The organism is Rhodococcus sp. P4_B6, from assembly GCF_056402215.1.
The window spans coordinates 55836-81273 of record NZ_JBFUHV010000019.1 but is presented as its reverse complement, the minus strand read 5'-3'; the positions used below and the strand labels follow the sequence as shown (position 1 = coordinate 81273).

At 69.5% G+C, this 25438-nt stretch carries 24 protein-coding genes; 15 read left to right on the top strand and 9 right to left on the bottom strand.

What is annotated here, in order from left to right:
- Window positions 1-3: 3 nt before the first annotated feature.
- The gene (locus AC1DWT_RS12260; RefSeq protein WP_477920709.1) at window positions 4-840 is read left to right on the top strand and encodes a helix-turn-helix transcriptional regulator; all 837 of its coding nucleotides are present in this window, start codon (window positions 4-6) and stop codon (window positions 838-840) included.
- Here AC1DWT_RS12260 and AC1DWT_RS12255 read toward each other — a convergent pair whose 3' ends face one another.
- Window positions 841-1620: an acyl-[acyl-carrier-protein] thioesterase gene (locus AC1DWT_RS12255; protein WP_072940069.1), complete on the bottom strand. Its 780-nt coding sequence runs from the start codon at window positions 1618-1620 to the stop codon at window positions 841-843. It abuts the gene before it with no gap.
- Between the two features lie 151 nt (window positions 1621-1771).
- Between AC1DWT_RS12255 and AC1DWT_RS12250 the strand changes: the two genes are divergently transcribed.
- The 7 genes from AC1DWT_RS12250 (at window position 1772) to AC1DWT_RS12220 (ending at window position 9210) form a co-directional block, all read left to right on the top strand.
- The gene (locus AC1DWT_RS12250) at window positions 1772-3433 is read left to right on the top strand and encodes an FAD-dependent oxidoreductase (RefSeq protein ID WP_072940072.1); all 1662 of its coding nucleotides are present in this window, start codon (window positions 1772-1774) and stop codon (window positions 3431-3433) included.
- Window positions 3434-3470: 37 nt separating this feature from the next.
- Window positions 3471-4436, top strand: coding sequence for an NADPH:quinone oxidoreductase family protein (locus tag AC1DWT_RS12245; RefSeq protein WP_072940075.1), 966 nt, complete (start codon window positions 3471-3473; stop codon window positions 4434-4436).
- A gap of 107 nt (window positions 4437-4543) precedes the next feature.
- Window positions 4544-5014 carry a MarR family winged helix-turn-helix transcriptional regulator gene (locus AC1DWT_RS12240; RefSeq protein ID WP_072940077.1) on the top strand — a complete coding sequence of 157 codons (471 nt, stop codon included), beginning with the start codon at window positions 4544-4546 and terminating at the stop codon, window positions 5012-5014.
- Window positions 5011-6540 carry a DHA2 family efflux MFS transporter permease subunit gene (locus tag AC1DWT_RS12235; protein WP_072940080.1) on the top strand — a complete coding sequence of 510 codons (1530 nt, stop codon included), beginning with the start codon at window positions 5011-5013 and terminating at the stop codon, window positions 6538-6540. Before AC1DWT_RS12240 ends, AC1DWT_RS12235 begins: the two co-directional genes overlap by 4 nt.
- Before the next feature lie 145 nt (window positions 6541-6685).
- Window positions 6686-7783, top strand: a complete 1098-nt coding sequence (locus AC1DWT_RS12230) for an LLM class flavin-dependent oxidoreductase (protein WP_072940083.1) — start codon at window positions 6686-6688, stop codon at window positions 7781-7783.
- Window positions 7767-8213, top strand: coding sequence for a MarR family winged helix-turn-helix transcriptional regulator (locus tag AC1DWT_RS12225; protein WP_072940086.1), 447 nt, complete (start codon window positions 7767-7769; stop codon window positions 8211-8213). The genes AC1DWT_RS12230 and AC1DWT_RS12225 overlap by 17 nt, the downstream gene beginning before the upstream one ends.
- A gap of 19 nt (window positions 8214-8232) precedes the next feature.
- Window positions 8233-9210 carry a pirin family protein gene (locus AC1DWT_RS12220; protein WP_072940089.1) on the top strand — a complete coding sequence of 326 codons (978 nt, stop codon included), beginning with the start codon at window positions 8233-8235 and terminating at the stop codon, window positions 9208-9210.
- 12 nt (window positions 9211-9222) lie between these two features.
- Here the strand turns inward: AC1DWT_RS12220 and AC1DWT_RS12215 are convergent, their stop codons facing one another.
- From AC1DWT_RS12215 to AC1DWT_RS12205, 3 genes are read right to left on the bottom strand one after another with little or no spacing between them, the layout of a single operon-like run.
- Complete coding sequence (locus tag AC1DWT_RS12215) at window positions 9223-10167, bottom strand: serine/threonine dehydratase (RefSeq protein ID WP_072940092.1); 945 nt, start codon at window positions 10165-10167, stop codon at window positions 9223-9225.
- A 30-nt stretch (window positions 10168-10197) separates the two neighbouring features.
- Entirely contained in the window at window positions 10198-10626 is a 429-nt protein-coding gene (locus AC1DWT_RS12210) for a PaaI family thioesterase (RefSeq protein WP_072940095.1), read from the bottom strand.
- 4 nt (window positions 10627-10630) lie between these two features.
- Window positions 10631-11194, bottom strand: coding sequence for a TetR/AcrR family transcriptional regulator (locus AC1DWT_RS12205; RefSeq protein ID WP_072940098.1), 564 nt, complete (start codon window positions 11192-11194; stop codon window positions 10631-10633).
- A gap of 89 nt (window positions 11195-11283) precedes the next feature.
- Between AC1DWT_RS12205 and AC1DWT_RS12200 the strand changes: the two genes are divergently transcribed.
- Both AC1DWT_RS12200 and AC1DWT_RS12195 read left to right on the top strand, forming a co-directional pair.
- Complete coding sequence (locus AC1DWT_RS12200) at window positions 11284-12486, top strand: adenylate/guanylate cyclase domain-containing protein (RefSeq protein ID WP_477920704.1); 1203 nt, start codon at window positions 11284-11286, stop codon at window positions 12484-12486.
- An 83-nt stretch (window positions 12487-12569) separates the two neighbouring features.
- A complete protein-coding gene (locus AC1DWT_RS12195) occupies window positions 12570-12875 on the top strand; it encodes a hypothetical protein (protein ID WP_072940103.1) in 306 nt (101 codons plus the stop codon).
- Between the two features lie 5 nt (window positions 12876-12880).
- Here the strand turns inward: AC1DWT_RS12195 and AC1DWT_RS12190 are convergent, their stop codons facing one another.
- Window positions 12881-13441, bottom strand: a complete 561-nt coding sequence (locus tag AC1DWT_RS12190) for a TetR/AcrR family transcriptional regulator (protein WP_072940105.1) — start codon at window positions 13439-13441, stop codon at window positions 12881-12883.
- 104 nt (window positions 13442-13545) lie between these two features.
- On the opposite strand from AC1DWT_RS12190, the gene AC1DWT_RS12185 reads away from it, so the two are divergent.
- Complete coding sequence (locus AC1DWT_RS12185) at window positions 13546-14988, top strand: FAD-dependent oxidoreductase (protein ID WP_095862585.1); 1443 nt, start codon at window positions 13546-13548, stop codon at window positions 14986-14988.
- Here the strand turns inward: AC1DWT_RS12185 and pepN are convergent.
- The 4 genes from pepN to AC1DWT_RS12165 are packed head-to-tail and all read right to left on the bottom strand — an operon-like array spanning window position 14978 to window position 20109.
- The gene (pepN, locus tag AC1DWT_RS12180; RefSeq protein WP_477920700.1) at window positions 14978-17485 is read right to left on the bottom strand and encodes an aminopeptidase N; all 2508 of its coding nucleotides are present in this window, start codon (window positions 17483-17485) and stop codon (window positions 14978-14980) included. The two genes, AC1DWT_RS12185 and pepN, sit on opposite strands and share 11 nt — an antisense overlap.
- Window positions 17486-17522: 37 nt before the next feature.
- The gene (locus tag AC1DWT_RS12175) at window positions 17523-18377 is read right to left on the bottom strand and encodes an EamA family transporter (protein WP_072940114.1); all 855 of its coding nucleotides are present in this window, start codon (window positions 18375-18377) and stop codon (window positions 17523-17525) included.
- A 19-nt stretch (window positions 18378-18396) separates the two neighbouring features.
- Window positions 18397-19197: a crotonase/enoyl-CoA hydratase family protein gene (locus AC1DWT_RS12170; protein ID WP_072940117.1), complete on the bottom strand. Its 801-nt coding sequence runs from the start codon at window positions 19195-19197 to the stop codon at window positions 18397-18399.
- 57 nt (window positions 19198-19254) lie between these two features.
- Window positions 19255-20109, bottom strand: a complete 855-nt coding sequence (locus tag AC1DWT_RS12165) for an SDR family oxidoreductase (RefSeq protein ID WP_255314964.1) — start codon at window positions 20107-20109, stop codon at window positions 19255-19257.
- Window positions 20110-20200: 91 nt separating this feature from the next.
- Between AC1DWT_RS12165 and AC1DWT_RS12160 the strand changes: the two genes are divergently transcribed.
- From AC1DWT_RS12160 to AC1DWT_RS12145, 4 genes are read left to right on the top strand one after another with little or no spacing between them, the layout of a single operon-like run.
- Complete coding sequence (locus AC1DWT_RS12160; RefSeq protein ID WP_095862586.1) at window positions 20201-20992, top strand: TIGR03084 family metal-binding protein; 792 nt, start codon at window positions 20201-20203, stop codon at window positions 20990-20992.
- Window positions 20989-22695 (top strand): acyclic terpene utilization AtuA family protein, encoded by a 1707-nt coding sequence (locus AC1DWT_RS12155; protein ID WP_072940125.1) that lies wholly within the window; start codon window positions 20989-20991, stop codon window positions 22693-22695. The genes AC1DWT_RS12160 and AC1DWT_RS12155 overlap by 4 nt, the downstream gene beginning before the upstream one ends.
- Window positions 22692-23840: an acyl-CoA dehydrogenase family protein gene (locus AC1DWT_RS12150; RefSeq protein WP_477920698.1), complete on the top strand. Its 1149-nt coding sequence runs from the start codon at window positions 22692-22694 to the stop codon at window positions 23838-23840. Before AC1DWT_RS12155 ends, AC1DWT_RS12150 begins: the two co-directional genes overlap by 4 nt.
- On the top strand, window positions 23837-25435 hold the full coding sequence (locus tag AC1DWT_RS12145) for an acyl-CoA carboxylase subunit beta (RefSeq protein WP_072940130.1): 1599 nt from the start codon (window positions 23837-23839) through the stop codon (window positions 25433-25435). Before AC1DWT_RS12150 ends, AC1DWT_RS12145 begins: the two co-directional genes overlap by 4 nt.
- The last annotated feature ends 3 nt before the right edge of the window (window positions 25436-25438 follow it).

The window sequence follows — 25438 nt, the reverse complement described above, 5'->3', positions numbered from 1 at the left end:
GTCATGGACCGTTCCGAGCTGGCCGACTTCCTCCGCCGTCGCCGGGAACAGCTGGTGCCTGCGGACGTCGGCMTGGCGCCGGGAGTGCGGCGGCGGACGCCGGGACTGCGGCGCGACGAGGTGGCGCTGCTGGCGGGAATGTCCACCGACTACTACACGCGACTCGAGCAGGCTCGCGGTCCGCACCCGTCGACGCAGGTCCTGGCGTCGATGGCGCGGGCTCTGCGGCTCACCGACGATCAGCGCGATCACCTGTATCTGCTGTCCGGGCAGGTGCCGCCGATGCGGGCCGCGGGCAACAAGCACGTCGGACCGGGGCTTTTGCATCTGCTCGACAAACTCGACGACACCCCGGGCTGCGTCATCTCGGACCTCGGGGAAGTGCTGGTCCAGAACCGCATGCACGTGATCCTGTTCGGCGACGTGACCCGGTATGCGGGACTCGACCGGTACATCACGTGGCGGTGGTTCGCGCACCCCGCCGAGCGCGGACTGTTCCCCGCGGACGATCACGATCGTCTCGCCGGACAGCACGTCGCGGATCTGCGGGCGACAGCCGCCCGGCGCGCGGGCGACGCCGACGTCACCGAACTCGTCGCCCGGCTGTACGAGACGAGCACCGAATTCGCGGCGCTCTGGGACCGGCACGACGTGGCCGTCCGCCGATCCGACACGAAGAGCGTTCTCCACGACGAGGTCGGGCGCATCGACCTCGTCTGCGAGACGTTGCTGGCGCAGGGCGCCTATCAGCACCTGCTCGTGTACATGCCGCAGCCGGGCTCCGATGCGCGCGCCAAGCTCGACCTGTTGCGGGTGATCGGCACCCAGCAGATGGTGTGATCAGGTGGTGATCGGCCCGACGTGGGCCACCGCCCGCAGCGCGTCGTCGACCAGGAACCACACCGTCAGCGACGTGTCGTCCCGGCGCCTGCGCAGGACGATCCTGTCGGTCGACACGATGGGCGCGAGGTATTCGAGCACTGCGCGGTGTGGGTTGTCGACGAGGCGGCCGCCGCCGGGATGCTCGTGGTCGGCGAGCAGTTCCTCGACCGCCTGCCAGTAGACGGCGTTGTTGACGTGGTCGAAGGGGTCGATGTCGGTGCGGCGCAGAACGAACTCGCTGTCCTCGATCCCGTCCTCGTCGGCGGCCGGCGCGTTCTCGACGAGCCACCGTTTCCACTTCAGCCGGTGTTCCTCTGCGGACTCCCCGAGGCGTTCGATGAACCCGTCGTCGATGCGGGTGGGCATGCCCGTTTCGCCGCTGATGTGGATCCAGAACCCCTCGGTCTCGATCAGCGCGCCCGCCTCACCCTGGATCTGCACGCGCATGTTCGTCCAGCGCGTCGACAGTGCCGAGCACCAGCGTCGGAGGTGTACGCGTTCGGGCCACACGGCGGGCCGCAGGACGTCGATGACGGTGCGCCGGACGATCCACAGCGGGTGGCTGTCGGCGGCGTCGACCGCGTCGAGGTTGTCCAGACCGGCGTCCTGCAGGTAGCGCGCGATGCCGTCGAGGCGGAGTCGTTTGGCGGCGTCGATGTCGCCGGTGCGAACCGGCCAGGACGTCTCGAAGAAGCGGCCGCGTGAGGGCGGAGCGGCGAGGGGGCGGTCGAGTGCCAAGATGCGGTTCCTTCGCTCGTGGACGGGCCCTGATTCTTTCATCCGGCGCCGGTGCTTGTTTGCGGACGCGATTCTCAGTACAGTTCATATAACTGTTACCACGTGTAACACAAATTAGTTCGATGGTCCGGACAGGTGTGAGGAAACCGCAATGGCATATGTCATCACCCAGGCGTGCTGCAACGACGCGAGCTGCGTCTCCGCATGCCCCGTGAACTGCATCCATCCGACGCCGGAGGAACGGGAATTCGCGCAGACCGAGATGCTGCACATCGACCCGGAAACCTGCATCGACTGCGGGGCCTGCGTCGACGCCTGTCCGGTCGACGCGATCTTCCCCGAAGACAAGCTCCTCGGCTCGCTCACCCGCTACAAGGACATCAACGCCGAGTACTACACGACCAACCCCATGCCGACCGGGTGGATCCCGCTCACGCCCGCGACCCCGCCGCGGCGCGACCTGGGCACGCTGCGGGTCGCCGTCGTCGGGGCCGGCCCGGCCGCCTGCTACGCCGCGGGTGAACTGCTCGAACGTTCGGACGTCGAGGTCGAGATGTTCGAGAAGCTGCCGACCCCGTGGGGACTCGTCCGCGCCGGCGTCGCGCCCGACCATCCCGGCACCAAGGAGGTGACCCGGATGTTCGAATGGAGTCTCGACCGGCCCAATTTCGAGTTCCACCTCAACGTCGAGGTCGGCAAGCACGTCACCCACGACGAGCTGCTGGAGAATCACCACGCCGTCATCTACGCCGTCGGGGCGTCGAGCGACCGGCGGCTGGGAATCCCGGGTGAGGATCTCCCCGGCGTGCACGCCGCCACGGAGTTCGTGGCCTGGTACAACGGCCACCCGGACTACGCGGGGTGCACGTTCGACCTGTCCGCGAAGCGCGCGGTGATCGTCGGCAACGGCAACGTCGCGCTCGACGTGGCCCGCATCCTCACGATGAACGTCGAGGAGCTGGAGCGGACGGACATCGCCGATCACGCCCTCGCCGCGCTGCGGCGCAGCAACATCGAGGAGGTCGTGCTCCTCGGCCGTCGTGGACCGGCTCAGGCCGCATACAGCAACCCGGAGTTCCTGGCGCTCGGCGACCTCGAGAACGTGGACCTCGTCATCGACGACGCCGACCTGGACCTCGACCCGGCCAGCGCGGCGCTGCTGGACGATCCGGCCACCGCGATGAAGGTCCGGCTGGCGCGAGAGTTCGCGCAGCGCGCGCCCCGACCCGGTCACAAGCGCATCGTGTTCCGCTACCTGACGTCGCCGATCGAGGTCACCGGCACCGGCAACGCCGAGGCCCTGCGTTACGGGCGCAACGAACTGGTGGTCGACGAATCCGGCGCGCTGTCCGCCCGGGCCCGCGGCGAGGAGGGTTCGCTGGAGACCTCGCTCGTGCTGCGCTCCATCGGGTACCGCGGAAATCCCGTCGGCGGCGTCGCCTTCGACGACAGGCGCGGCGTGATCCCCAACGAGCACGGCCGGGTCACCGACCGGGTGTATGTCACCGGGTGGATCAAGCGCGGTCCCAGCGGGGTCATCGGCACCAACAAGGCGTGTGCCAAGGAGACCGTGTCCTCGCTGCTCGCGGATTTCGAGGCCGGCGAACTCCTCGGCACGGTCGGGACCCGCAAGGACGTGAAGAAGCTCGTCGAGCGGCGCCAGCCGGAACAGATCGGCTTCGCCGGCTGGCGTGCGATCGACAAGGCGGAGACATCGCGCGCGGCGGGATCGGCCCGGCCGCGCGTGAAGATGACCGACAAGGTCGAGATGGTGACCGTCGCCCGCAGACGGAAGCGACTGTTCGCTCGTTGACGCCACCCGCCACCCCTGCGCGTCTAGTGTTTCGAGCATGCGCGCAGTGGTGGTGACGGAGCTGTCGGGGCCGGGCGGCATGACGCTGCGGGACGTTCCCGAACCGGCGGCCGAGGGGCTGGTCCTGATCGACGTCAAGGCGAGCGGCGTGTGCTTTCCCGACCTGCTGATCAGCTACGGCAAGTATCAGCTCCGGCCCGAACCGCCGTTCGTCCCCGGCTCCGAAGTCGCGGGTGTCGTGGTGTCGGCGCCCGACGGGAGCGGACTCGAGCCGGGCCGCCGGGTGCTGGCGGCACCGCAGGTCGGCGGTTACGCCGAACGGGCCGCGGTGCCTGCCGCGCAGGTGCTGCCCATCCCGTCGACGCTGGGTTTCGAGGAAGCGGCGTCGCTGATCGTCAACTACCAGACGATGGAATTCGCGCTGGAGCGCCGGGCACGACTGCGGGCCGGCGAAACCGTCGTCGTCCTCGGCGCTGCGGGTGGCGTGGGGACGTCCAGCATCCAGCTGGCCAAGGCGCACGGCGCCCACGTGATCGCGGTGGTGCGCCGGGACGGGGCCGACGACTTCCTCCGCGAACTGGGGGCCGACGAGGTCGTCCGCCTCGACGACGGCTGGGGCGCCCGGGCGCGTGAGCTGACCGGCGGCCGGGGCGCGCAGATCGTGGTGGACCCGGTCGGCGGCGACGCATTCGACGAGGCCGTCCGAGTGCTGGCCCCGGAAGGGCGTCTGGTCGTGATCGGTTTCGCCGGCGGTGCGATCCCCGAGGTGAAGGTGAACCGCGTGCTGTTCCGCAACATCAGCATCGTCGGGGCGGCGTGGGGCGAGTTCCTCCGCACCGAACCGAATGCGCTGGAAGAGGTGCACGCCGCGCTGATCCGGCACGTGGAGCGCGGACTGCGCCCGGTGGTCACGTCCAGGTACCCGCTCGAGCAGGCCGCGGATGCGCTGCGCGATCTCGAGGCCGGCCTCGTGCTGGGCAAGGCGGTCCTCGTCCAGGACTGAACCCGCAGGTCGTGGGCGCTGCCGGGGAATGTGATACCGGACACCATTTATTCGGTTGCGCCTTAGTTGCTCTTGGGCAATAGTTGCATAAGCGCTAGCATTCGAGGGTGCCCGACAATTCTCCTGATCTTCTCTTCGAACTACTCAACGACTTCTTCACCCAACTGTTGAGTGCGGGGGAGTCGGAGTCGATGGACAACCTCATCGAGCTGGACCTCACGTTTTCGCAGGTGCGCATGCTCTTCGCGCTGGCTCAGCACGGTGAGCCGCTTCCGATCAACGAAGTGGCCGAGCGGTTGCGGCTCTCGGTTGCCGCGGCGGGTCGAAACGTCGATCAACTCGTGAAGCTGGGTCTCGTGGTCCGCCGGGAGGACGAGCGGGACCGGCGGGTCAAACGGGTCTCCCTGTCGGAGGCCGGGCATAAGGTCGCCAACCAGCACATCGACTGCAAGCGTGATCAGTTGCGACGGTTCGCATGGCGGGTTCCGGAGAGCGAGCGGACTCGGCTGATCGAGGCACTACAACCGATCCTCGCGGGGGAGTCCCTGCGAGAACTCAACCAGGAGATATTCGGATGACATCGCCGACCGCCGCGAACGCGGCGCCCGACAAGCTCGACGGCACGGTCCTCAAGATCGCGTCCGTGGTGGTGCTCGGTGCCATCATGTCGATCCTCGACGTGACCGTCGTCAGCGTTGCGCTGCCGACGTTCGCCACCGAGTTCGACACCACGTACGCCACCGTCGCATGGACGATGACCGCGTACACCCTCGCCCTGGCGACCGTCATCCCCGTCACCGGGTGGGCGGCCGACCGCTTCGGCACCAAACGCCTCTACATGACGGCCCTCGTGCTGTTCGTGCTCGGCTCGGTGCTGTGTAGTTTCGCGTGGGACATCACGTCGCTGATCGGCTTCCGCGTCCTGCAGGGGCTCGGCGGCGGCATGTTGATGCCGCTCGGCATGACGATCATGACGAAGGCTGCAGGCCCCGACCGCGTCGGCCGGGTCATGGCGGTTCTCGGTATCCCCATGCTGCTCGGACCCATCGGTGGCCCGATCCTCGGCGGCTGGCTGATCGAGGCGGCGAGCTGGCACTGGATCTTCCTGATCAACCTGCCCATCGGCATCATCGCCCTGGCTGCCGCGTTCATCATCCTGCCGTCCGACCAGGCCTCGCCGTCCGAGTCCTTCGACTTCCTCGGCATGCTGCTGCTCTCGCCGGGTCTGGCGCTGTTCCTGTTCGGTGTGTCGTCCATCCCGGAGGTGGGCACCGTCGCCTCGGCCCGCGTGCTGGCGCCCGGTGTGATCGGCCTGGTCCTGATCGTCGCGTTCATCTTCCACGCGCTGCGCAAGGACCACCCGCTGATCGACCTGCACCTGTTCAAGAACCGGCAGCTGTCGGTCGCGGTCATCACGACTTCGCTGTTCATCGTCGCGTTCATGGGTGCCGGTCTGCTGTTTCCGAGCTACTTCATCCAGGTCGGCGGGCACACCACGCTCGCGGCCGGTCTGCTGATGGCTCCGCAGGGTATCGGCGCGATGCTGACGATGCCGGTGGCCGGACGACTCGTCGACAAGATGGGCCCCGGCAAGATCGTGCTGACGGGTCTGCCGCTGATCCTCATCGGGCTGGGCGTCTTCACGCAGGTGGCGGCGGATTCGCCGACCTGGCTGCTGATGGGTGCGCTGTTCGTGATGGGTATGGGCATGGGCTGCACCATGATGCCGCTGATGACCGCGGCGATCGTGACGCTGTCCAACGACCAGGTCGCGCGTGGTTCCACGCTGATGAACATCGTCCAGCAGACCGCGGGTTCGATCGGTACCGCCGTCATGTCGGTGGTCCTCACCAACCAGTTGCTCGATCGCGGTCTCGACAGTCAGACGGTCGCGATGCAGCACGTGCCCGAGGTCGCCGCACAGGAGCCTCCCGGAATGGTGGACCAGGTCCTGAGCCAGGCCGCCGACGCGTTCGGCAACACGTTCCTGGTCGCCACCGTGCTGATCGCGTTGACGCTCATCCCGGCGTTCCTGCTGCCGCGGAAGAAGTCGGTCAACCCGCGTCTCGAGGCCGAGGGTGCCCCGACGGTCATGATGCACTGATCGGGCTCGTCCCGACCGAACGTCGCCGAGGGCGGCAAGCGCASTGCGCTTGCCGCCCTCGGCCGTTTCCGGAATAGGCCGAAGTGGTTGAATGTTGCAATAGGTTCATGCAAATGCATGGAGTTCTGACGCGAGAGGAACAGCTATGCAGTTCGGAATCTTCACCGTCGGCGACGTCACGGCCGATCCCACTACCGGCCGCACACCCACCGAGCACGAGCGCATCAAGGCGATGACGACCATCGCCAAGCACGCCGAGGACGTCGGGCTCGACGTGTTCGCCACCGGCGAGCACCACAACCCGCCGTTCGTGCCTTCGTCACCCACCACCATGCTGGGCTACCTCGCCGCGCAGACCGAGAAGATCATCCTGTCCACGTCCACGACGCTGATCACCACCAACGACCCGGTGAAGATCGCCGAGGACTACGCGATGTTGCAGCACCTCGCGGACGGCCGGGTGGATCTGATGATGGGCCGCGGAAACACGGCCCCCGTCTATCCGTGGTTCGGCCAGGACATCCGGCAGGGCATCCCGCTGGCGCTCGAGCACTACCGGTTGCTGCGCCGACTGTGGGACGAGGATGTCGTGGACTGGCAGGGGCAGTTCCGCACTCCGCTGCAGGGCTTCACCTCCACGCCGCGCCCGCTCGACGGCGTCCCGCCGTTCGTCTGGCACGGGTCGATCCGCAGCCCGGAGATCGCCGAGATCGCGGCATTCCACGGCGACGGTTTCTTCGCCAACAACATCTTCTGGCCCAAGGAGCACTACATCGCCCTGATCAACCTCTATCGCGAGCGGTACGAGCACTACGGCCACGGCCGCGCGGACCAGGCGATCGTCGGCCTGGGCGGGCAGGTGTTCATGCGCCGCAACGCCCAGGACGCCGTCGACGAGTTCCGGCCCTACTTCGACAACGCCCCGGTCTACGGCCACGGGCCGAGCCTCGAGGACTTCACCGACCAGACCCCGTTGACCGTCGGCACCCCGGAGCAGGTGATCGAGAAGACCCTGACGTTCGCCGACTTCTTCGGCGACTACCAGCGGCAGTTGTTCCTCGTCGATCACGCGGGACTTCCCCTGAAGACGGTGCTCGAGCAGCTGGACCTGCTCGGCGGCGAGGTCGTGCCCGTGCTGCGCAAGGAGTTCGACGCCCGCAGGCCTGCCGGGGTGCCGGACAACCCGCCGACGCACGCGTCGATGAAGTCCGATCGCGAGCCGGTCGATGCCGCCCGCCAGTAGGACCGAACGGGCGGCCGAGGCGTGGGAGGCGCTGTTCCGCGCGCAGGTCGCGGTGATGCGGAACCTCGCAGCCGACGACGTGTGGGACGAGCTGAGCATGCGCGAGTACGACGTGCTGTTCACACTCGGCCGGGCACCCGGGCGCAGGCTGCGCCTGCACGACCTCAATCGGGAGATCCTGCTCAGCCAGCCGTCGCTGAGCAGGCTCGTCGAGCGGCTGGCCGGCTCCGGGTACGTCACCCGGGAGGGCGATCCCGGCGACCGCCGCGGGACCGTCGTCGCACTGACCGAGGAGGGTGTGCGGGTGCAGAAGTCCGTCGGACGCAGGCACGCGGCGAGCATCCGGCGGCACGTCGGCCCGGCACTGTCCGAAGACGAACTCGACACGCTCACCGAACTCTGCGCGAAACTACGCGGCGCACAGGACTGACGAAAGGCACGATGGAGCAGTGAGCAATCTGGAGACGAACACGGTGGAAGAGCGGTGCGAATCGCACCCCGACGGCGGCGGCATCCAGGTGCTCGGCGCGCGCGAGGTCCCGCTCGGCGGCCCCCGCGCGATGCCGGTCCGGCGCACCCTCCCGCAGCGCGACCGTTCGCTGATCGGAGCCTGGTGCTTCGCCGACCACTACGGTCCGGACGACGTCGCGAAGACGGGCGGGATGAACGTGCCACCGCACCCGCACACGGGACTGCAGACGGTGAGCTGGCTGTTCACCGGCGAGATCGAACACCGCGACAGCATCGGCTCGCACGCGATGGTGCGTCCCGGTGAGGTCAACCTGATGACCGCGGGGCGGGGGATCGCGCACTCCGAGGTCTCGACACCGCAGACGCGGATCCTGCACGGCGCGCAACTGTGGGTGGCGTTGCCGGCGTCGGCGCAGGACGCGGAGCCGGCATTCGAGACGTACGCGCCCGATCCGGTCGTCCGGGGCGGGGCAACGGTGCGAGTGTTCCTCGGAAGCACGGTGGGCTCCACGTCGCCGGTGCGCACGTTCACGCCGCTGGTCGGTGCGGAAATCCTGCTGGAGCCGGGTGCCGACATCACCCTCGACATCGAGCGCGGCTTCGAGGTGGGGGTGCTCGTGGACGAGGGTGAGGTGCAGCTGCGCGGGACCACGCTGCGCTGGGCGGAACTCGGCTATCAGCCGCCCGGCGAGTCGCTGGTGGCGCTGCGCAACACGGGCGGTACCCGGGCGCGGCTGCTGGTGCTCGGCGGCGAGCCGCTCGGCGAGCAGGTGATCATGTGGTGGAATTTCCTCGGCCGCAGCCACGAGGACATCGTCGGCTACCGCCGCGAATGGCAGTCCGAACTCCGGGGCGCGGCGCCCGCCGACCCCCGGTTCGGCACGGTCGAGGGCTACGACGGCGATCCGCTGCCCGCTCCCGAACTGCCGAACAGCCGCCTGAAACCGCGCAGCTGACGGGCGGCCGGATCAGTAACTGGTCAGCGACGTGTTGGCGCCGCACAGCACCACGCAGAGCGGCTTGTCGCCGGTGGGGCGGAGCTGTCCGGTGACGATCGCGGCGAGCGCCGCTGCGGTGCCGTGTTCGACGACGATCCGGAACTCCTCCCACAGCAGCGTTCGCGCGTCGATCAGGGCGTCGTCGTCGACGATCAGGCTGGAGACGGGCCGCGAGCGGACCGTCTCCCAGGCGATGGAGCCGATCCGGGTGGCGCCGAGGGAATCGCCGGCGATGCTGTCGATGTCGATGTCCGCGGGTTGCCGGGCGGCGACCGCGGAGTGCAGCGTCGCCGCTCCGCTCGGCTCCACACCGAAGATGCTGTCGTCCTCGCCGCTGCCGGCGATGACGCCGGACAGCAGTCCGCCGCCGCCGACGGCGATCACGTAGGACAGCGGCTCGGCGACGTCGTCCTGGATCTCGAGCGCGATGGTGCCCGCCCCGGCGACGATGTCGGGGAGATCGTAGGCGTGCAGGGCGAGGGCGCTCGACGACGCCGCGAGTTCCGTCGCGTACTCGGCCGCCTCGGCGTACCGGTCGCCGACCTTGCGCACGTCCGCGCCGAGCGCGATCAGCTTGTCGATCTTGACGTCGGGTGCCGTGACGGGGACGACCACGGTGCACTTCACACCCCGGAGCCGCGACGCCCACGCCGCTCCGATGGCGGCGTTCCCGCCCGACGCGATGACGACGCCTGCGTCGTCGAGGCGTCCGTCCTCCTCGGCGTGCAGCAGCGCGTTGAGACTGCCCCGCACCTTGAACGAGCCGCCGTACTGCAGGAATTCGAGTTTGAAGATCACCGGCACGGCGCCGTGGACGGTGGGCACGGTGGTGCGGAACGTAGGGGTCCGGCGGATCAGGCCGGTGATACGTTCACGCGCCCTGTCCACGGATGCGCGATCGACGGAATCAGCCATGGTCTCATCGTTCCATCCCGTGTGCCGCGACTATCGCGGCTGCTTGACTGTCGCCGTGCCCTGGGCGGCGGCGCACAGTACCTCCGAACCGTCCTCCTGCACCGCGTAGATGTCGCACCGGCACAGCGCCTGGCGGCGAGTGGACGCGTCGGCCCGGGCGTCCGCTCGCAGCAGTACGCCCTGCGCGGGCCGGAGGTAGGTGATCGTGAAGCCCGCGGTCATGATGTTCGCGCCGAGGACCGTGCCCGCGGCGAACGTGAGGGCGTTGTCGGCGGCGTACGACAGGACACCGCCGTGCACGAAGCCGTTCTGTTGCCGCAGTTCGTCCCGGACCGGGATCTCGAGGGTGGTGCCGCCCTCGCCGAACTGCGTCATCCGTGCGCCGACGAGCACGCTGAACGGCTGGGCCTCCAGCACGGCCTGCGCGGTGTCGGCGGTGAGCGCGACGTCGACTGTCATCCCTTTACTCCTGGTTTCGTAACGAATCCCACGCGGCGCGCGCCAGTTCGGGCGCGACCGTGGTGGGGTCGGTGGTCATGGCGCCCGCGAGCCATTGGCGCGAGTACTCCTGCGCCGGGCCGAGCCACAACGCGTAGAGCACGTCGAAGTCGAATCGGCGGACCGTTCCGTAGTGTTCGTGGACCCGCCACCAGTGGGTGACGTCGCGGAAGAACGCGGCATTGGTGGTGTCGGCCCGCTCGTCGACGCCCGGCGGGCGCGGCGCGGCGAGGATGGTGGCCCGCTGTGGGTTGCCGGACACCCAGTGCAGGTGGCGGACGACGGCACCTTCCACCCCGGACCGGGCATCGGCGCATTCCGCGAGTGCGGCCCGGAATCCGCCCTGGTAGTCGGCGAGTGCGCGCAACCAGACCTGCAGGTACAGCTCTTCCTTGTTCGGAAAGTGGTGGTAGACGGCTCCCACGCTGACCCCGGCCTCCTGCCGGATGTCGGCCAGCCGGGTGCCGAGGACGCCGCGGCGGGCGAAATGGCCCTCCGCCACGTCCAGTAACAGACTTTGAATCGGCACACACCGAATATAGTTCGGTCCCGGTCGCGGGGACAGGGAGTTCGGAGGATTACGGCGAAGGGCGACGTCGTTCCTGGGACGATGGGGACGTGCGCACTCCGCGACAGCCCCGACGGATCACGCCCCGGACGGGACGTCTGGTGTCCCCACCGACCCGCCCGCTGCGACGCCCCGGTCCGCCGCCGTCGCTGCTCCACGAGTTCGAGCGCGCCGGCCTCCTCGACGGGCTCAGCGGGCCGGACCGGTCCGCGCGCATGGGGGTGCTGAACACCCTCATCGAGGACGGGGCGTCGGTCGACGATCTCCGCGGCGCCGCGCGGGGCGATCGCCTCGCACACGTGCTGCTCGAGCACGCGCTGTCGCCGAAAGGCCGGTACAGCATCGACGACATCGCCCGGAAGGTGGGCGTCACCGTCGACGACGCCCGCCGGTGGTTCCGCGCCATCGGGCGGGGTGYGTCGGCGGACGGCACGTTCTACGACGACGGCGACCTCGACCTCGCGCGCGGACTGGAGCAGTACCGGGATCTGGGTCTCGACGAGAGCGCCATCTTCGCGGCCGCCCGGGTGCTCGGCCGCAACCTCTGGACGGTCGCCGGCGCCGCGGACTCGCTCCTGCAGGAGCGGCTCGAGGCGACGCGCGAGCATCCCGAGGTGGCCCTGCGGTACGCGGTGGAGATGCGTCGCATCGTGGATTTCGAGGCGCAGATCCTGGCTCATCTCATCGCCACCGCTCTGCGCCATCAACTCCGGTCCGACGCGGTGGGAATCGCGGGCGACGCGAACCTCCAGGTGCGGGGAGCGCAGGAGGTCGGGGTCTGTTTCGCGGACCTCGTCGGATTCACGCTGCTCGGGGAGCAGGCGGAGCCCGCCGATCTGGGCCGGGTGGCCGAGCGCCTCGACCTGGTGGCCACGGATCTGGTGTCGCCGCCGGTGCGTCTGGTGAAGACGATCGGGGACGCCGTCATGATGGTCTCGCCCGATCCCAACGCGCTGGCGCATGTCGCGCTCGACCTCGTGCAAGCCGCGCGCGCCGAGGGGCTTCCGCAGTTGCGGGCCGGGATCGCCTGGGGCACGGCGGTACCGAGCGCCGGCGACTGGTTCGGCAGGCCGGTCGCCATGGCCGGTCGCGTCGTCACGGTCGCGCCGTCCCAGGAGGTGGTCGTGACGGGGGAGTTCTACGACGAACTGGACAGCGACGAGTTCTGGGGTGAACCGGCGGGCAGTCACCGGCTCGAGGGAATCGACGCCCCGCAGAAGCTTTTCGGGATCGGCCGCCGGTCCGTGGCCTGACCGGCGCGCCGCCGGAAAACGTGTCGTACCCTCGCGATACGGTCATGGCACAGCTCACAGAAGCACATCGAGCGAGGCGCAACATGACTGGCGATTCGGGCGCAGACTGGCATTTCTACGCAGTGGTGGAGACCGCGGTGGACGGCGGTCACACGCTCGCCGCGTTCGGGCCGAGGCCGACGGCGCTCGACGCCCTCCGGCTGGCCGTCCATTCGGTCAACCACACCGCGTATTCGGTTCTCGAACAGGGGATTGCGGGTGATCCGCGGGCCGACGCGAGCGTCGTCGAGCGGTTGCCGATCACGTCGTTCACCATCCGGCGGCACCGCCGCAGCACGAGTGAAATCGACGCCCGCTGGATGCTGAACGGCGGCAGACATCACCGGTAGGGCGGCTACTGCGGTTCCGTGGTGAGGTAGTACTCGAGCACGGGCCCGACCCACCGCATCAGCTGTTCGTGCGTCATATCCGCGAGGGGCGGCACCCGGAGTACGTAGCGGGAGAAGGCGAGTCCGAGGACCTGCGACCCGACGAGGGCCGCGCGCTCGTCGGCGTGATCGGCCGCGACCGCTGCGAGCGCGGGCGCCACCTGGCGGGCGAAGACCTGCAACATCGCCTCGGCGGCCCGCGGGCTGCTGGCCGCCGCGCGGAGCAGGGGGAGGAACGCGCCGTCGTTCTCCCACACCGCGAAGAAGCGCGGCATCAGCACGGTCGCGAGTTCCCGCACCGGAACGTCGCGGAGGTCGGGGAGGTGCAGTTCGAATTCGGCGGCCTCGGCGAACAGCGATTCCTTGTTGGTGAAGTACCGGACCACGAGTGCGGGGTCGACGCCGACGTCCGACGCGACGGCGCGCATCGTCGTGCGTTCGTAGCCGTTCGTGCCGAACCGGGCACGGGCCGCGTCGAGGATCGCGGCGCGGGTGGCGACGGCGGAGCGGGCGCGGCGTTCAGGCATTCCCGAAGTGTAGTCAACAACTGTTGACCTGGCGTCGGGATGCGTCTACCGTCAAAGTCAACAGTTGTTGACTTGCTGGGAACCTTTCGATCGGAGGCAACGTCATGAAGCACATCGACGTGGTGGTGATCGGCGCGGGACCCACCGGATGCATGCTCGCGGCCGAGTTGGCGACGGCGGGCCGATCCGTGACGGTGCTCGACAAACGCGCCGCGCCGTCGACCCTCAGCCGCGCATTCGGCGTCCACGCCCGCACTCTCGAACTGCTCGACGCCCGCGGACTCGCCGACCGTCTCGTGGCCACCGGTGCCGCCTCACCGGGCCTGAAACTGTGGCGCGGCGCAGCGCTGAACCTCGGGCGCCTGCGGTCCCGCTTCCCGTACGTCCTCGTCACCCCGCAGCAGAACGTCGACGCCCTCCTCGAGGCGCACGCCCGGGAGCGCGGCGCCGACTTCGTCCGGGGTTTCACCGTCACCGGTGTGGAGCAGGACGGGGACGGCGTCTGCGTTCACGGCCACGACGGTTCGGGACGCGCCGGCACGTTTCACGCGGCGTATGCGGTCGGTGCGGACGGCGCGCACAGCGTGGTGCGGACGTTGATCGGGCAGCCGTTCCCGGGCAAGGCCGTGCTGCGGTCGATCATGCTCGCCGACGTCGAACTCGAGAACCCGCCGGACAACCTCGTGACCGTCAACGCCGTCCGCGACGGATTCGCCTTCATCGCGCCCTACGGCGACAACCTGTTTCGCGTGATCGCCTGGAATCGCAGCCACCAGGTGGACGACAGCGCCCCCGTGGACCGGGAGGAACTGCGTAGCACCATCCGACTCGCGATGGGCACGGACTACGGACTCGGCGACGTGCGGTGGCAGTCGCGATTCCACAGCGACGAACGGCAGGTCCCGCAGTACCGGACGGGCCGGGTGTTCCTCGCAGGCGATGCCGCCCACGTGCATTCACCGGCGGGCGGCCAGGGGATGAACACCGGCATTCAGGACGCGATCAATCTCGGCTGGAAACTCGCGGCCGTTCTCGGCGGCGCGGACGACGCGGTGCTCGACACGTATCACTCCGAACGGCACCCGGTGGGGCGGCTGGTGCTGCGGTCGAGTGGTGCCACGATGCGCATGATGACCGTGCGGACGTGGATTCTGCGGAAGCTCCGGAACGGCGCGGTGGCAGCGCTTCTCGGCATTCCGCCGATCGGCGACGCGGTGGCGCGGATGTTCTCGGGCATCGGTATCGGCTACGGCCACGACGCCGGCGAGAGCGCTCTTGTGGGCCGACGGGCCGAGGACGTGCCCACCGACGCCGGCCGACTCTACGAGGTGCTGCGCTCGGGCGGGTTCGTCCTGGTCACCGAGCCGGGGGCGCCCGTTCCCTGCGGCATTCACGCGGTGACCCGGACCGATGCCGGGCCCGCACTGCTCGTCCGTCCCGACGGGTACGTCGCGTGGGCCGGCGACAGTGCGTCGGGGCTGTGGCGCCGCGCCCTGGAACGCTGGACCGCCCGCACCGCGATCGGGGCCGGGCCGGTCAGCCGGTGACCTCCGAGCTGTTGAAGGCCTGCGCCCGCAGGTCCCGGGCGAGGTGATCCCGCTGCTCGAGCACCAGCCGGCGTAGCGCGGCGGGCGCATCGGTGTTGCTTGCGAGCCATTCGTCGGCGGCGTCGAGACCCGGCGCGGCCGGGAACAGCCCGACCACGATCCGCCGGGCGATCTCGATGCTGCGCGTCTCCCACACCGAGCGGATCGCGGCGAAGTAGTCGGCGGCGTAGCCGGCGACGAGGTCGTGCCGGGCGCCTGCGCGGAATCCGGCGATGATCGCGCCGAGGTGGTCGTTGGACAGTGTGCGGTCGTGGAAGATCGTGTCCCAGGCCTTCGCCTTCACGTCCGGGTCCGGTCGTGAGAACGTCGCCCGCAGGTACGCGGTGCGGCCGGAACCGGTGTCGTCGCGGCGCAGTTCACCGTCGAGGTCCGCGTCGTCGGCGTGCCCGGTGGCGGCGAGCGCGCCCCTCAGCGCCCACCGCAGGTCCGGGTCGAGCGACAACCCGGCCGGTGCCCGCCCGTCGGTGTCGAGCAGCGACCGGATGTCCTCCGCGCGACTGTCGTCCACCTCGGCGGCGGCCGCCACCGCACGTGCCCAGGCGAGTTGGCTCCCCGACGCAGGCGGGGCATCCCACAATGCACGCCACGTGTGGTCGAGCCACTCGCGACGAGCGGCGGCGCGCGCGGTCTCGGGCAGATAGTGCTCGATCGCGTACGGGGCGTTGGCCAGCACGGACGTGAGCAGGGTCAGGTGCGATTCCGCCGGGGAGAACCGCTGGGCCATCGACTGATACCGCTTCGCGCCCAGTTCGCTGTCGCGGGTCGTGTTCCACAGCGACGACCAGATCAGGCCACGCGCCAGCGGGTCCCGCACCCGGTCGAGGGACTGCTCGACGGTGCTCAGCGATCGATCGTCCAACCGCACCTTCGCATACGTCAGGTCGGCGTCGTTGAGCACCACGAGCGGCGCGTCGTCGAGGTCGATCGGGGTGCGGGCGACCGCGAGGTCGACTTCGACCCGCGCCGCGCACACGAGATCGCCGGCCGCGTCGAAGTCGTAGCGCCCCACGCCGAGCCGATGTGGGCGCGGATCGGTCTGCACGATCGCGGCGCGCCCGTCGGGGTCCCGTTCCAGACTCAGCGCGGACACCCCGGTGGTCTGCAACCAGGCGCGTGCCCAGCTCGTCAGGTCCCGGCCCGACGTCGCCGACAGCTCCGTCAGCAGATCCGTGAGGGTGGTGTTCCCGAACGCGTGGGCACGGAAGTAGCGGCGCGCCCCCTCGAAGAACGCCTCCCGCCCGGCGTACGCGACGAGTTGCTTGAGGACGCTGGCGCCCTTCGCATACGTGATGCCGTCGAAGTTCAGTTTCGCGGCCTCGAGGTCGACGATGTCCGCCACGATCGGATGCGTCGTCGGCAGCTGGTCCTGCAGGTACGCCCACGCCTTGCGGCGGTTGGCGAAGGCCACCCACGCGTCCGTCCACCGGGTGGCTTCCGCGTTCGCCAGGGCGCCCATGTAGTCGGCGAACGATTCCTTGAGCCACAGGTCGTCCCACCACACCATCGTCACGAGGTCGCCGAACCACATGTGGGCCATCTCGTGCAGGATCGTGTTCGCGCGGCCCTCGTACTGGGAATCCGTGGCGGCGCCGCGGAACACGTACGCCTCGGTGAACGTCACGCAGCCCGGGTTCTCCATGGCCCCGAGGTTGTACTCGGGAACGAACACCTGGTCGTACTTGCCGAACGGGTACGGGTAGTCGAAGCCGTCCGCGAAGAAGCTCAGCCCCTGCCGGGTGATCTCGAAGATCGTGTCGGCGTCGAGGTACTGCGCGAGCGACGCCCGGCAGAGGACGCCCAGCGGGATCGTGAGATCGCCGCCGCTCCACGCCGAGTCCACCCGGTGGTACGGCCCGGCCACGACCGCGGTGATGTACGTGGAGATCGGCAGGGTCGGCGCGAACGTGACGACCTGCCCGCCGGTCGTGTCTTCCCGCTCGGCGACCTGCTGGTTGGAGATCACCTCCCACCCGTGCGGCGCGGTGACGACGAACGTGAACGGCGCCTTCAGGTCCGGCTGCTCGAAGCACGCGAACACCCGCCGCGCGTCCGCCGGTTCGTACTGCGTGTAGAGGTACGTCCGGTCGTCGGCCGGGTCGAGGTACCGGTGCAGTCCCTCACCGGAACGGCTGTATTCGCCCCGGGCGGCGACCGTCACGACGTTCGATTCCCGCAGCCCGGTCAACGCGATGCGGGCGCCGTCGTAGTCGACGGGGACGCCGGCGCCGTTGACGGTCACCGATTCCACGCCGGCCCCGAGGAAGTCGAGCCAGGTCGTGGACGCGCTCGCGGTGAACTCGACGGTGGTCGTGGTCGCGAACGTCCCGACCTCCGGGTCGACGGCGCCGAGTATGTCCAGTTCCACCCGATAGCCGAGAACCTCGATCGCGCGGGAACGTTCGGCGGTTTCGGCTCGGGTCAGGTTCGCGGTGCTCACGGGTCGATCCTGCCAGCCGGGCCCGTCGTCCGTGCCGCTACCGGTTGCCCAGCACGGATCCGACGCCCGCCGCGACGACGAGCGCGATCGCGGCGAGCGACTGCAGTCCGAGGACCTGCCCGAGCACGATCACCCCGGCGAGGGTCGCGGCCGCCGGTTCCAGCGCGATGAGTACGGCGAACACCTTCTTGCTCATCACCTGCAGCGCCCGCAGTTCGAGCGAGTACGGAATTACCGAGGACAGCAAGGCCACCACCGCGCCGACGGCCAGGATCCGGGGGTCGAACAGCGCGGTGCCGCCCGAAACAGCGCCGAGCGGAATCGTCAGCACCGCTGCGACGATGCTCGCCCCGGCCAGGCCGTCCGCGCTGGGTACCCTCGCGGCGAGGTGTGAGCCGGCGACGATGTAGCCGGCCCAGGCCGTGCCGGCGACGAGCGCGAACCCCACCCCCACGAGGTCGAGGGGCTCGGCGCCCGAGTTCTCGCGCAGACCGAGCAGGACCACGCCGGTCAGCGCCGCGAGCACCCACACGCCGTCCTGCAGTCTCCGCGACAGCACGGCGGCGAGGGTGAGCGGACCCAGGAATTCGATGGTGACCGCGGTGCCGAGCGGGAGCCGCGCGAGGGCCTCGTAGAACGCCGAGTTCATCACGGCGAGCGCCACTCCGAGTGCGAGAACACCCTGCCGCTGCGTGCGTGTCCACCGTCGCCACCGCGGCCGCACGATCACCCCGAGGATGATCGCCGCGATCGTCAGGCGCAGCGACACGGCGCCGCCTGCGCCGACCGCATCGAACAGGGTGCTCGCGAACGCGGCACCGAACTGGACGGACAGCACCGATCCGAGGACCGAGACGACGGGGAGAAGTTGACTGCGCGGTTCGGCTGTCACGGGTGTGCGCTGCCCGGGGTCACCGGCCGGTGAAGTTCGGAGTGCGGCGGTCGAGCATCGCGCCGACGGCCTCGTGATGGTCCGCGGTGTGGTGGGCGAGCGACTGCATGGCCGCAGACAGTTCGAGGAGGCTCTCGAGGCTCTGGTGACGGCCCTCGCGCAGCAGTTTCTTGGTCATCCGCAGCACCTGCGGCGGGTTGACCGCCACCCGGTCGGCGAGTGCCCGTGCCGCGTCGAGGAGTTCCCCGGGTTCGACGACCTGCGAGACGAGTCCCCATTCGAGCGCCTTCGCGGCGTCGATCGCGTCGCCGGTGAACGCCATCTCGCTGGCCCGCGCCATCCCGACCGCCTGCGGAAGGAACCAGGCGCCGCCGTCGCCGGGAACGAGTCCGACCTTGACGAAGCTCTCGGCGAACACGGCGGCCGTGGAGGCGATCCGCATGTCGCACATCAGCGACAGGTCGCAGCCGGCGCCGATCGCGGGTCCGTTGACGGCGGCGATGGTCGGCACCTCGCAGTGGTAGAGCGCGAGCGGGATGCGCTGGATGCCGTGCCGGTAGCCCTGACGCAGGTCGGCGGGGGAGCCGCCGAACATTCCCGCGCGGTCGCGCATGTGCTTGACGTTGCCGCCGGAGGAGAACGCCGAACCGGCACCGGTGACGATCGCGGCGCGCACACTGGGATCACCGTTGACGTCGGCCACCGCATTCTCCAGCGCCTCGATCACGTCCGGCTCGGAGATGGGATTGCGGGCCTCCGGGCGGTTGAGCGTCCAGGTGACGATGTCGCCTTCGCGGGTGGTGAGCACGGCGTCGGTCATGGACGACTCCCTCGGGTGTGAGCGCGGATTCGAGACCGTCCCAGTCTGTCATTGCGCTCAGATGCCGGTGCGCCGTACCAGTGCGTCGGTGGCGGACGGCGCGAACGTGCCGAGTAGCCGGAACAATTCGGCGTAACTGGGGAGCAGTTCGATCGGGCGGGTGCGCACCGCCGTGACGAACCATTCCGCCGCCTGCTCGGGAGTCAGTGCCGCCATCGCGTCGTAGTCCGCGGTGGGCGCGATCATCGGAGTGCGGACCAAGGGGAAGTCGAGGGTGGTCACCGAGATCCCGCGGTCGCGCAGTTCGGCGCCGAGGCTGCGGCCGAACGCGCCGACGGCCGCCTTGGACGCGTGGTAGGCGGAGAACTTGGGCATGACCCCGGCCGGCACACCCCACGTCGCGACGTTGATGACGTGCCCCTCGCCGCGCTCGAGCATCGACGGGAGCAACTTCAGGGTCAGCCGCGTCGAGCCGAAGTAGTTGACGGCCATGGTGCGTTCGAAGTCGTGGAAGCGGTCCAGCGAGTCCTCCACGGTCCGCCGGATCGACCGTCCGGCGTTGTTGACGAGAACGTCGACGGGTCCGATCTCCCCGAGCACCCGCGCGACGAGGGCGTCGACGGACTCCGGGTCCGTGAGGTCGCACGGGACGGCGTGGGCGTCGCAACCCGATCGCAGGATGTCGTCGCGCACCGACTCGAGGGCGTCGGAGCCGCGGGCGACGAGGACGACCTCCGCGCCGAGGGTCGCGAGCCGGCGTGCCGCCGCTTCGCCGACGCCCGAGGAACCGCCGGTGACGAGGATCCGCTTCCCGGCGATGGTGTGGCCGGTTCCCGGGACCAGTCGGGCTGCCAGGGTGCGCGGGGTGGGGAGTGGGTTGAGCGCGGCCTGGGTGAGCATCTGTCGGATCACGTGACCAGGATGTCAGCTCGCCGAGCGATGCGCAGCCAAATAACAATCAATCGTGCTTGCTTTTTTATCGGGTCGGTGTGATGCTGGTCGCATGGCTGAACTGCAGAGGTTCATCGATGATCTGTGCGCCGAGAGCGACTCGCTGGACGCGCTCGTCGCCGACCTCCCCGACACCCGCTGGGCCGATCCGACACCGGCCGAGGGCTGGACCATCGCCCACCAGATCGGGCATCTGCTGTGGACCGACGAGGCCGCGCTGCTGGCGATCACCGACCCCGACGGCTTCACCGAGCAGCTGACGGTGGCCGCCGCGAACCCCGGTGGATTCGTCGACGCCGGCGCCGCCGAACACGCCCGGCGCGCACCCGCGGAACTCCTGGCGGCGTGGCGTTCGGCCCGAACACGGCTCGCGGAGGCCCTCCTGGCCGTGCCGCCGGGACAGAAGATCCTCTGGTACGGCCCGCCGATGAAGGCGGCGTCGATGGCTACCGCCCGGTTGATGGAAACCTGGGCGCACGGCCAGGACGTCGCCGACGCGCTCAGAGTGCCGCGCAAACCCACCGAGCGGTTGAAGAGCATCGCCCACCTCGGCGTCCGCACCCGCGACTTCGCCTACGCCGTCAACGAACTCGCCCCGCCCGCGGAGGAGTTCCGCGTGGAACTCACCGCCCCCGACGGAGTGTCCGTCTGGACGTGGGGTCCCGAGGGCGCCGCGCAGAAGGTCACCGGACCCGCCGAGGACTTCTGCCTCCTCGTCACCCAGCGCGCGAACCGTGCCGACCTCGCCCTCGCGGCCACCGGCGCGGACGCCGACGCGTGGCTGAACATCGCTCAGGCCTTCGCGGGCCCGGCGGGCGGCGGCCGTCAGGCGGGAACCCGATGACCGTGCGGATCGGCAACTGCTCCGGCTTCTACGGCGACCGCCTGTCGGCGATGCGCGAGATGCTCGAGGGCGGCGAACTCGACTACCTGACCGGCGACTACCTCGCCGAACTCACCATGCTGATCCTCGGCCGCGACCGCATGAAGGACCCGAACCGTGGCTACGCCAAGACGTTCCTCCGTCAGGCGGAGGACTGCCTCGGGCTCGCCCTCGACCGCGGGGTTCGCATCGTCGCGAACGCCGGCGGGCTCAACCCTGCCGGCCTCGCGGACGCATTGCGGGAGGTGAACGACAGGCTGGGGTTGCAGGCGAAGATCGCCCACGTCGAAGGCGACGACCTGATCGGCCGGGCCGCCGAACTGGGGCTGGGTAGCCCGCTGACCGCCAACGCCTACCTCGGGGCGTGGGGCATCGTCGAATGTCTGAACGCCGGCGCCGACGTGGTCGTCACCGGACGGGTCACCGACGCGTCCGTGATCGTGGGCCCGGCCGCCGCGCACTTCGGCTGGCAGCGAGACGATGTCGATCAGCTCGCCGGCGCCGTGGTCGCGGGACACGTCATCGAGTGCGGCACTCAGGCGACGGGCGGCAACTACGCGTTCTTCACCGAGATCGACGACCTCGACCGCCCCGGGTTCCCGATCGCCGAGATCGACTCGGACGGATCGTCCGTCATCACCAAGCATCCCGGCACGGGCGGCGCCGTCACCGTCGGCACCGTCACCGCGCAGTTGCTGTACGAGATCACCGGCGGCCGGTACGCCGGACCCGACGTGACCGCGCGGATCGACACCGCCGCACTGTCGCAGGACGGCCCCGACCGGGTCCGGATCAGCGGCGTCAGCGGGGAGGCGCCGCCGCCGCAGCTCAAGGTGTCGCTGAACACGCTCGCCGGCTTCCGCAACGAGGCCGTGTTCGTGCTCACCGGCCTCGACATCGAGGCCAAGGCGGCGCTCGTGAAGCGGCAACTCGAAGGGTGGCTGCCCACCCGGCCTGCCGAACTCGACTGGTCGCTCGCCCGCACCGACCACCCGGACGCCGACACCGAGGAAGCGGCGAGCGCGCTGCTGCGCTGCGTGGTCCGGGACCCCGACGCCAACGCTGTCGGTCGCGGATTCTCTTCCGTCGCAGTCGAAATGGCCCTCGCGAGCTACCCCGGATTCACGCTGACGGCGCCGCCCGGGCAGGGGCAGCCCTACGGGGTGTTCACCCCCGGCTACGTGTACGCCAAGGAGGTGCCGCACGTCGCGGTGCTGCCGGACGGCACCCGCGTCGACATCGAACCCGCCACCGACGTCCGGGAACTCGCGGATGTCGACGAGCCCGCGCTCCCGGAGCCGCGGGCGGCGGAACCCACGGTCCGGGTCGCGCTCGGCACCATCGCCGGGGCACGTAGCGGCGACAAGGGCGGCAACGCGAACGTCGGTGTGTGGGTGCGCACCGACGAGCAGTGGCGGTGGCTGGTCCACGCATTGACCGTCGACGAGGTGAAGCGCCTGCTCCCGGAGGCCGCCGATCTCACCGTCACGAGGTACGTGCTGCCGAAACTGCGCGCCGTCAACTTCGTGATCGAGGGAATCCTCGGGCAGGGCGTCGCGTCCCAGGCCCGGTTCGACCCGCAGGCCAAGGGCCTCGGCGAATGGCTGAGATCCCGGCACCTCGACATACCCAAAGCACTCCTCCCCGAAGGGACACCGTTGTGAGCGTGTGGGACACACCCGAGCGGCAGGAACTGCGCAAGACGGTGCGCAGCTTCGTCGAACGACAGATACTGCCGCACCTGGACGAGTGGGAGCGCGACGGTGAACTGCCCCGTACCCTCCACCGGGAGGCCGCCGAACTGGGACTGCTCGGCGCCGGCTTCCCCGAATCCGTCGGCGGCGAGGGCGGCGACCTCGTCGACGCGGTGCTGATCTGCGAGGAATTCCACCAGGCGGGTGCGTCGGGCGGTGTGTTCGCTTCCCTGTTCACCTCGGGAATCGCGCTGCCGCACCTCGCCACCGCGGGCGATCCGGAGCAGATCGAGAAGTGGGTCCGCCCCACCCTGCGCGGCGAACTCATCGGCTCGCTCGCCATCACCGAACCCGGTGGCGGTTCCGACGTCGGGCATCTGCGGACCACCGCGGTCCGCGACGGCGACCACTTCGTCGTCAACGGGTCCAAGACGTTCATCACGTCCGCCGTCCGCGCCGACTTCGTGGTCACCGCCGTCCGCACCGGCGGCCCTGGCGCGTCCGGGGTCTCCCTTCTCGTGATCGAGAAGGGCACACCCGGATTCGAGGTGGCGCGCAAACTCGACAAGATGGGCTGGCGCGCGTCGGACACGGCCGAATTGTCGTTCGTCGACGCACGGGTACCCGCCGCCAACCTGGTCGGCGAGGAGAACAGCGGGTTCGCGCAGATCGCCCAGGCCTTCCTCACCGAGCGCATCGCCCTCGCCGCGCAGGCCTATGCGAGCGCGCAGCGGTGCCTCGACCTCACGCTGGCGTGGGTACGCGACCGGGAGACGTTCGGCCGTCCCCTGATCAGCAGGCAGTCGGTGCAGAACACAGTCACCGAGATAGCCCGCCGGACCGACGTCGCCCGCGTCTACACCCGGGCGCTGGTGGAGCGCTCGCTCGTGTCGAACGAGGACTTCATCGCCGAGGTCTGCTTCGCGAAGAACACCGCCGTCGAGGCGGGCGAGTGGGTGGCCAACCAGGCCGTTCAGCTGTTCGGCGGCCTCGGCTACATGCGGGAGAGCGAAGTGGAACGACAGTACCGCGACATGCGCATCCTCGGAATCGGTGGCGGCACCACCGAGATCCTGACGGGGCTCGCGGCCAAGCGATTGGGGTATCAGTCATGACCACGTTGAAATCCGCCCTGGACACCGGTTCCGAGGAGTACGCCGCCGCCGCGAACGCGATGACGGAAAAACTCGCCGAGATCGAGACCGAGCACGCCAAGGCGCTCGCGGGCGGCGGCGAGAAATACACCGAGCGGCACAAGAAGCGCGGCAAACTCCTCGCCCGAGAGCGCATCGAACTGCTCCTCGACCCGGACTCGCCGTTCCTCGAACTGTGCCCGCTCGCGGCGTGGGGCAGCGACTTCCCGGTCGGCGCCAGCACCGTGGTGGGCATCGGCGTCGTGGAAGGCGTCGAATGCCTGATCGTCGCCAACGACCCGACGGTCCGCGGCGGAACCAGCAACCCGTGGACGCTGCGGAAGGGATTCCGCGCCAACGACATCGCCCGGCAGAACCGGCTCCCCGTCATCTCCCTCGTGGAATCCGGCGGCGCCGACCTTCCCACGCAGAAGGAAGTGTTCATACCCGGTGGGCGCATGTTCCGCGACCTCACCCAGCTGTCCGCGGCGGGTATCCCGACCATCGCCCTCGTCTTCGGCAACTCGACCGCCGGCGGCGCGTACATCCCCGGCATGTCTGATCACGTCGTCATGATCAAGGAACGGTCCAAGGTGTTCCTCGCCGGGCCGCCGCTGGTCAAGATGGCCACCGGTGAGGAATCCGACGACGAAACCCTCGGCGGCGCCGAGATGCACGCCCGCAAGTCCGGTCTCGCCGACTACTTCGCCGTCGACGAGCAGGACGCCATCCGGATCGGCCGCAGCATCGTCAAACGCCTGAACTGGAAGAAGCAGGGCCCGGCGCCGCGCGCGGAGGTGATCGAGCCGCTCGAGGATCCCGAGGAACTGCTCGGCATCGTCCCCGCCGACCTCAAGATCCCGTTCGACCCCCGCGAGGTCATCGCCCGCATCGTCGACGGCTCCGACTTCGACGAGTTCAAGCCGATGTACGGATCGTCCCTCGTCACCGGCTGGGCCGAACTGCACGGATATCCGGTGGGCATCCTCGCCAACGCGCGCGGCGTGCTGTTCAGCGAGGAATCGCAGAAGGCCACCCAGTTCATCCAGCTCGCCAACCGCTCGAACACCCCACTGTTGTTCCTGCACAACACGACCGGCTACATGGTCGGCAAGGAGTACGAGGAAGGCGGGATGATCAAGCACGGGTCGATGATGATCAACGCCGTCTCCAACTCCACCGTCCCGCACATCTCGATCCTGCTCGGCGCGTCCTACGGCGCCGGCCACTACGGCATGTGCGGACGCGCATTCGACCCCCGATTCCTGTTCGCCTGGCCGAGTTCCAAATCCGCCGTCATGGGCGGCGCGCAGCTGGCCGGCGTCATCTCCATCGTCAGCCGGGCCTCCGCCGAGGCGCGGGGGCAGGCGTTCGACGAAGAAGCCGACGCCGGGATGCGCGCCATGATCGAGAACCAGATCGAGGCCGAGTCCGTGCCGATGTTCCTGTCCGGTCGCCTCTACGACGACGGCGTCATCGACCCGCGCGACACCCGCACCGTGGTGGGAATGTGCCTGTCGGCCATTGCCAACGCCCCGATCGAAGGCGCCGAGAACTTCGGCGTCTTCCGGATGTGAGGC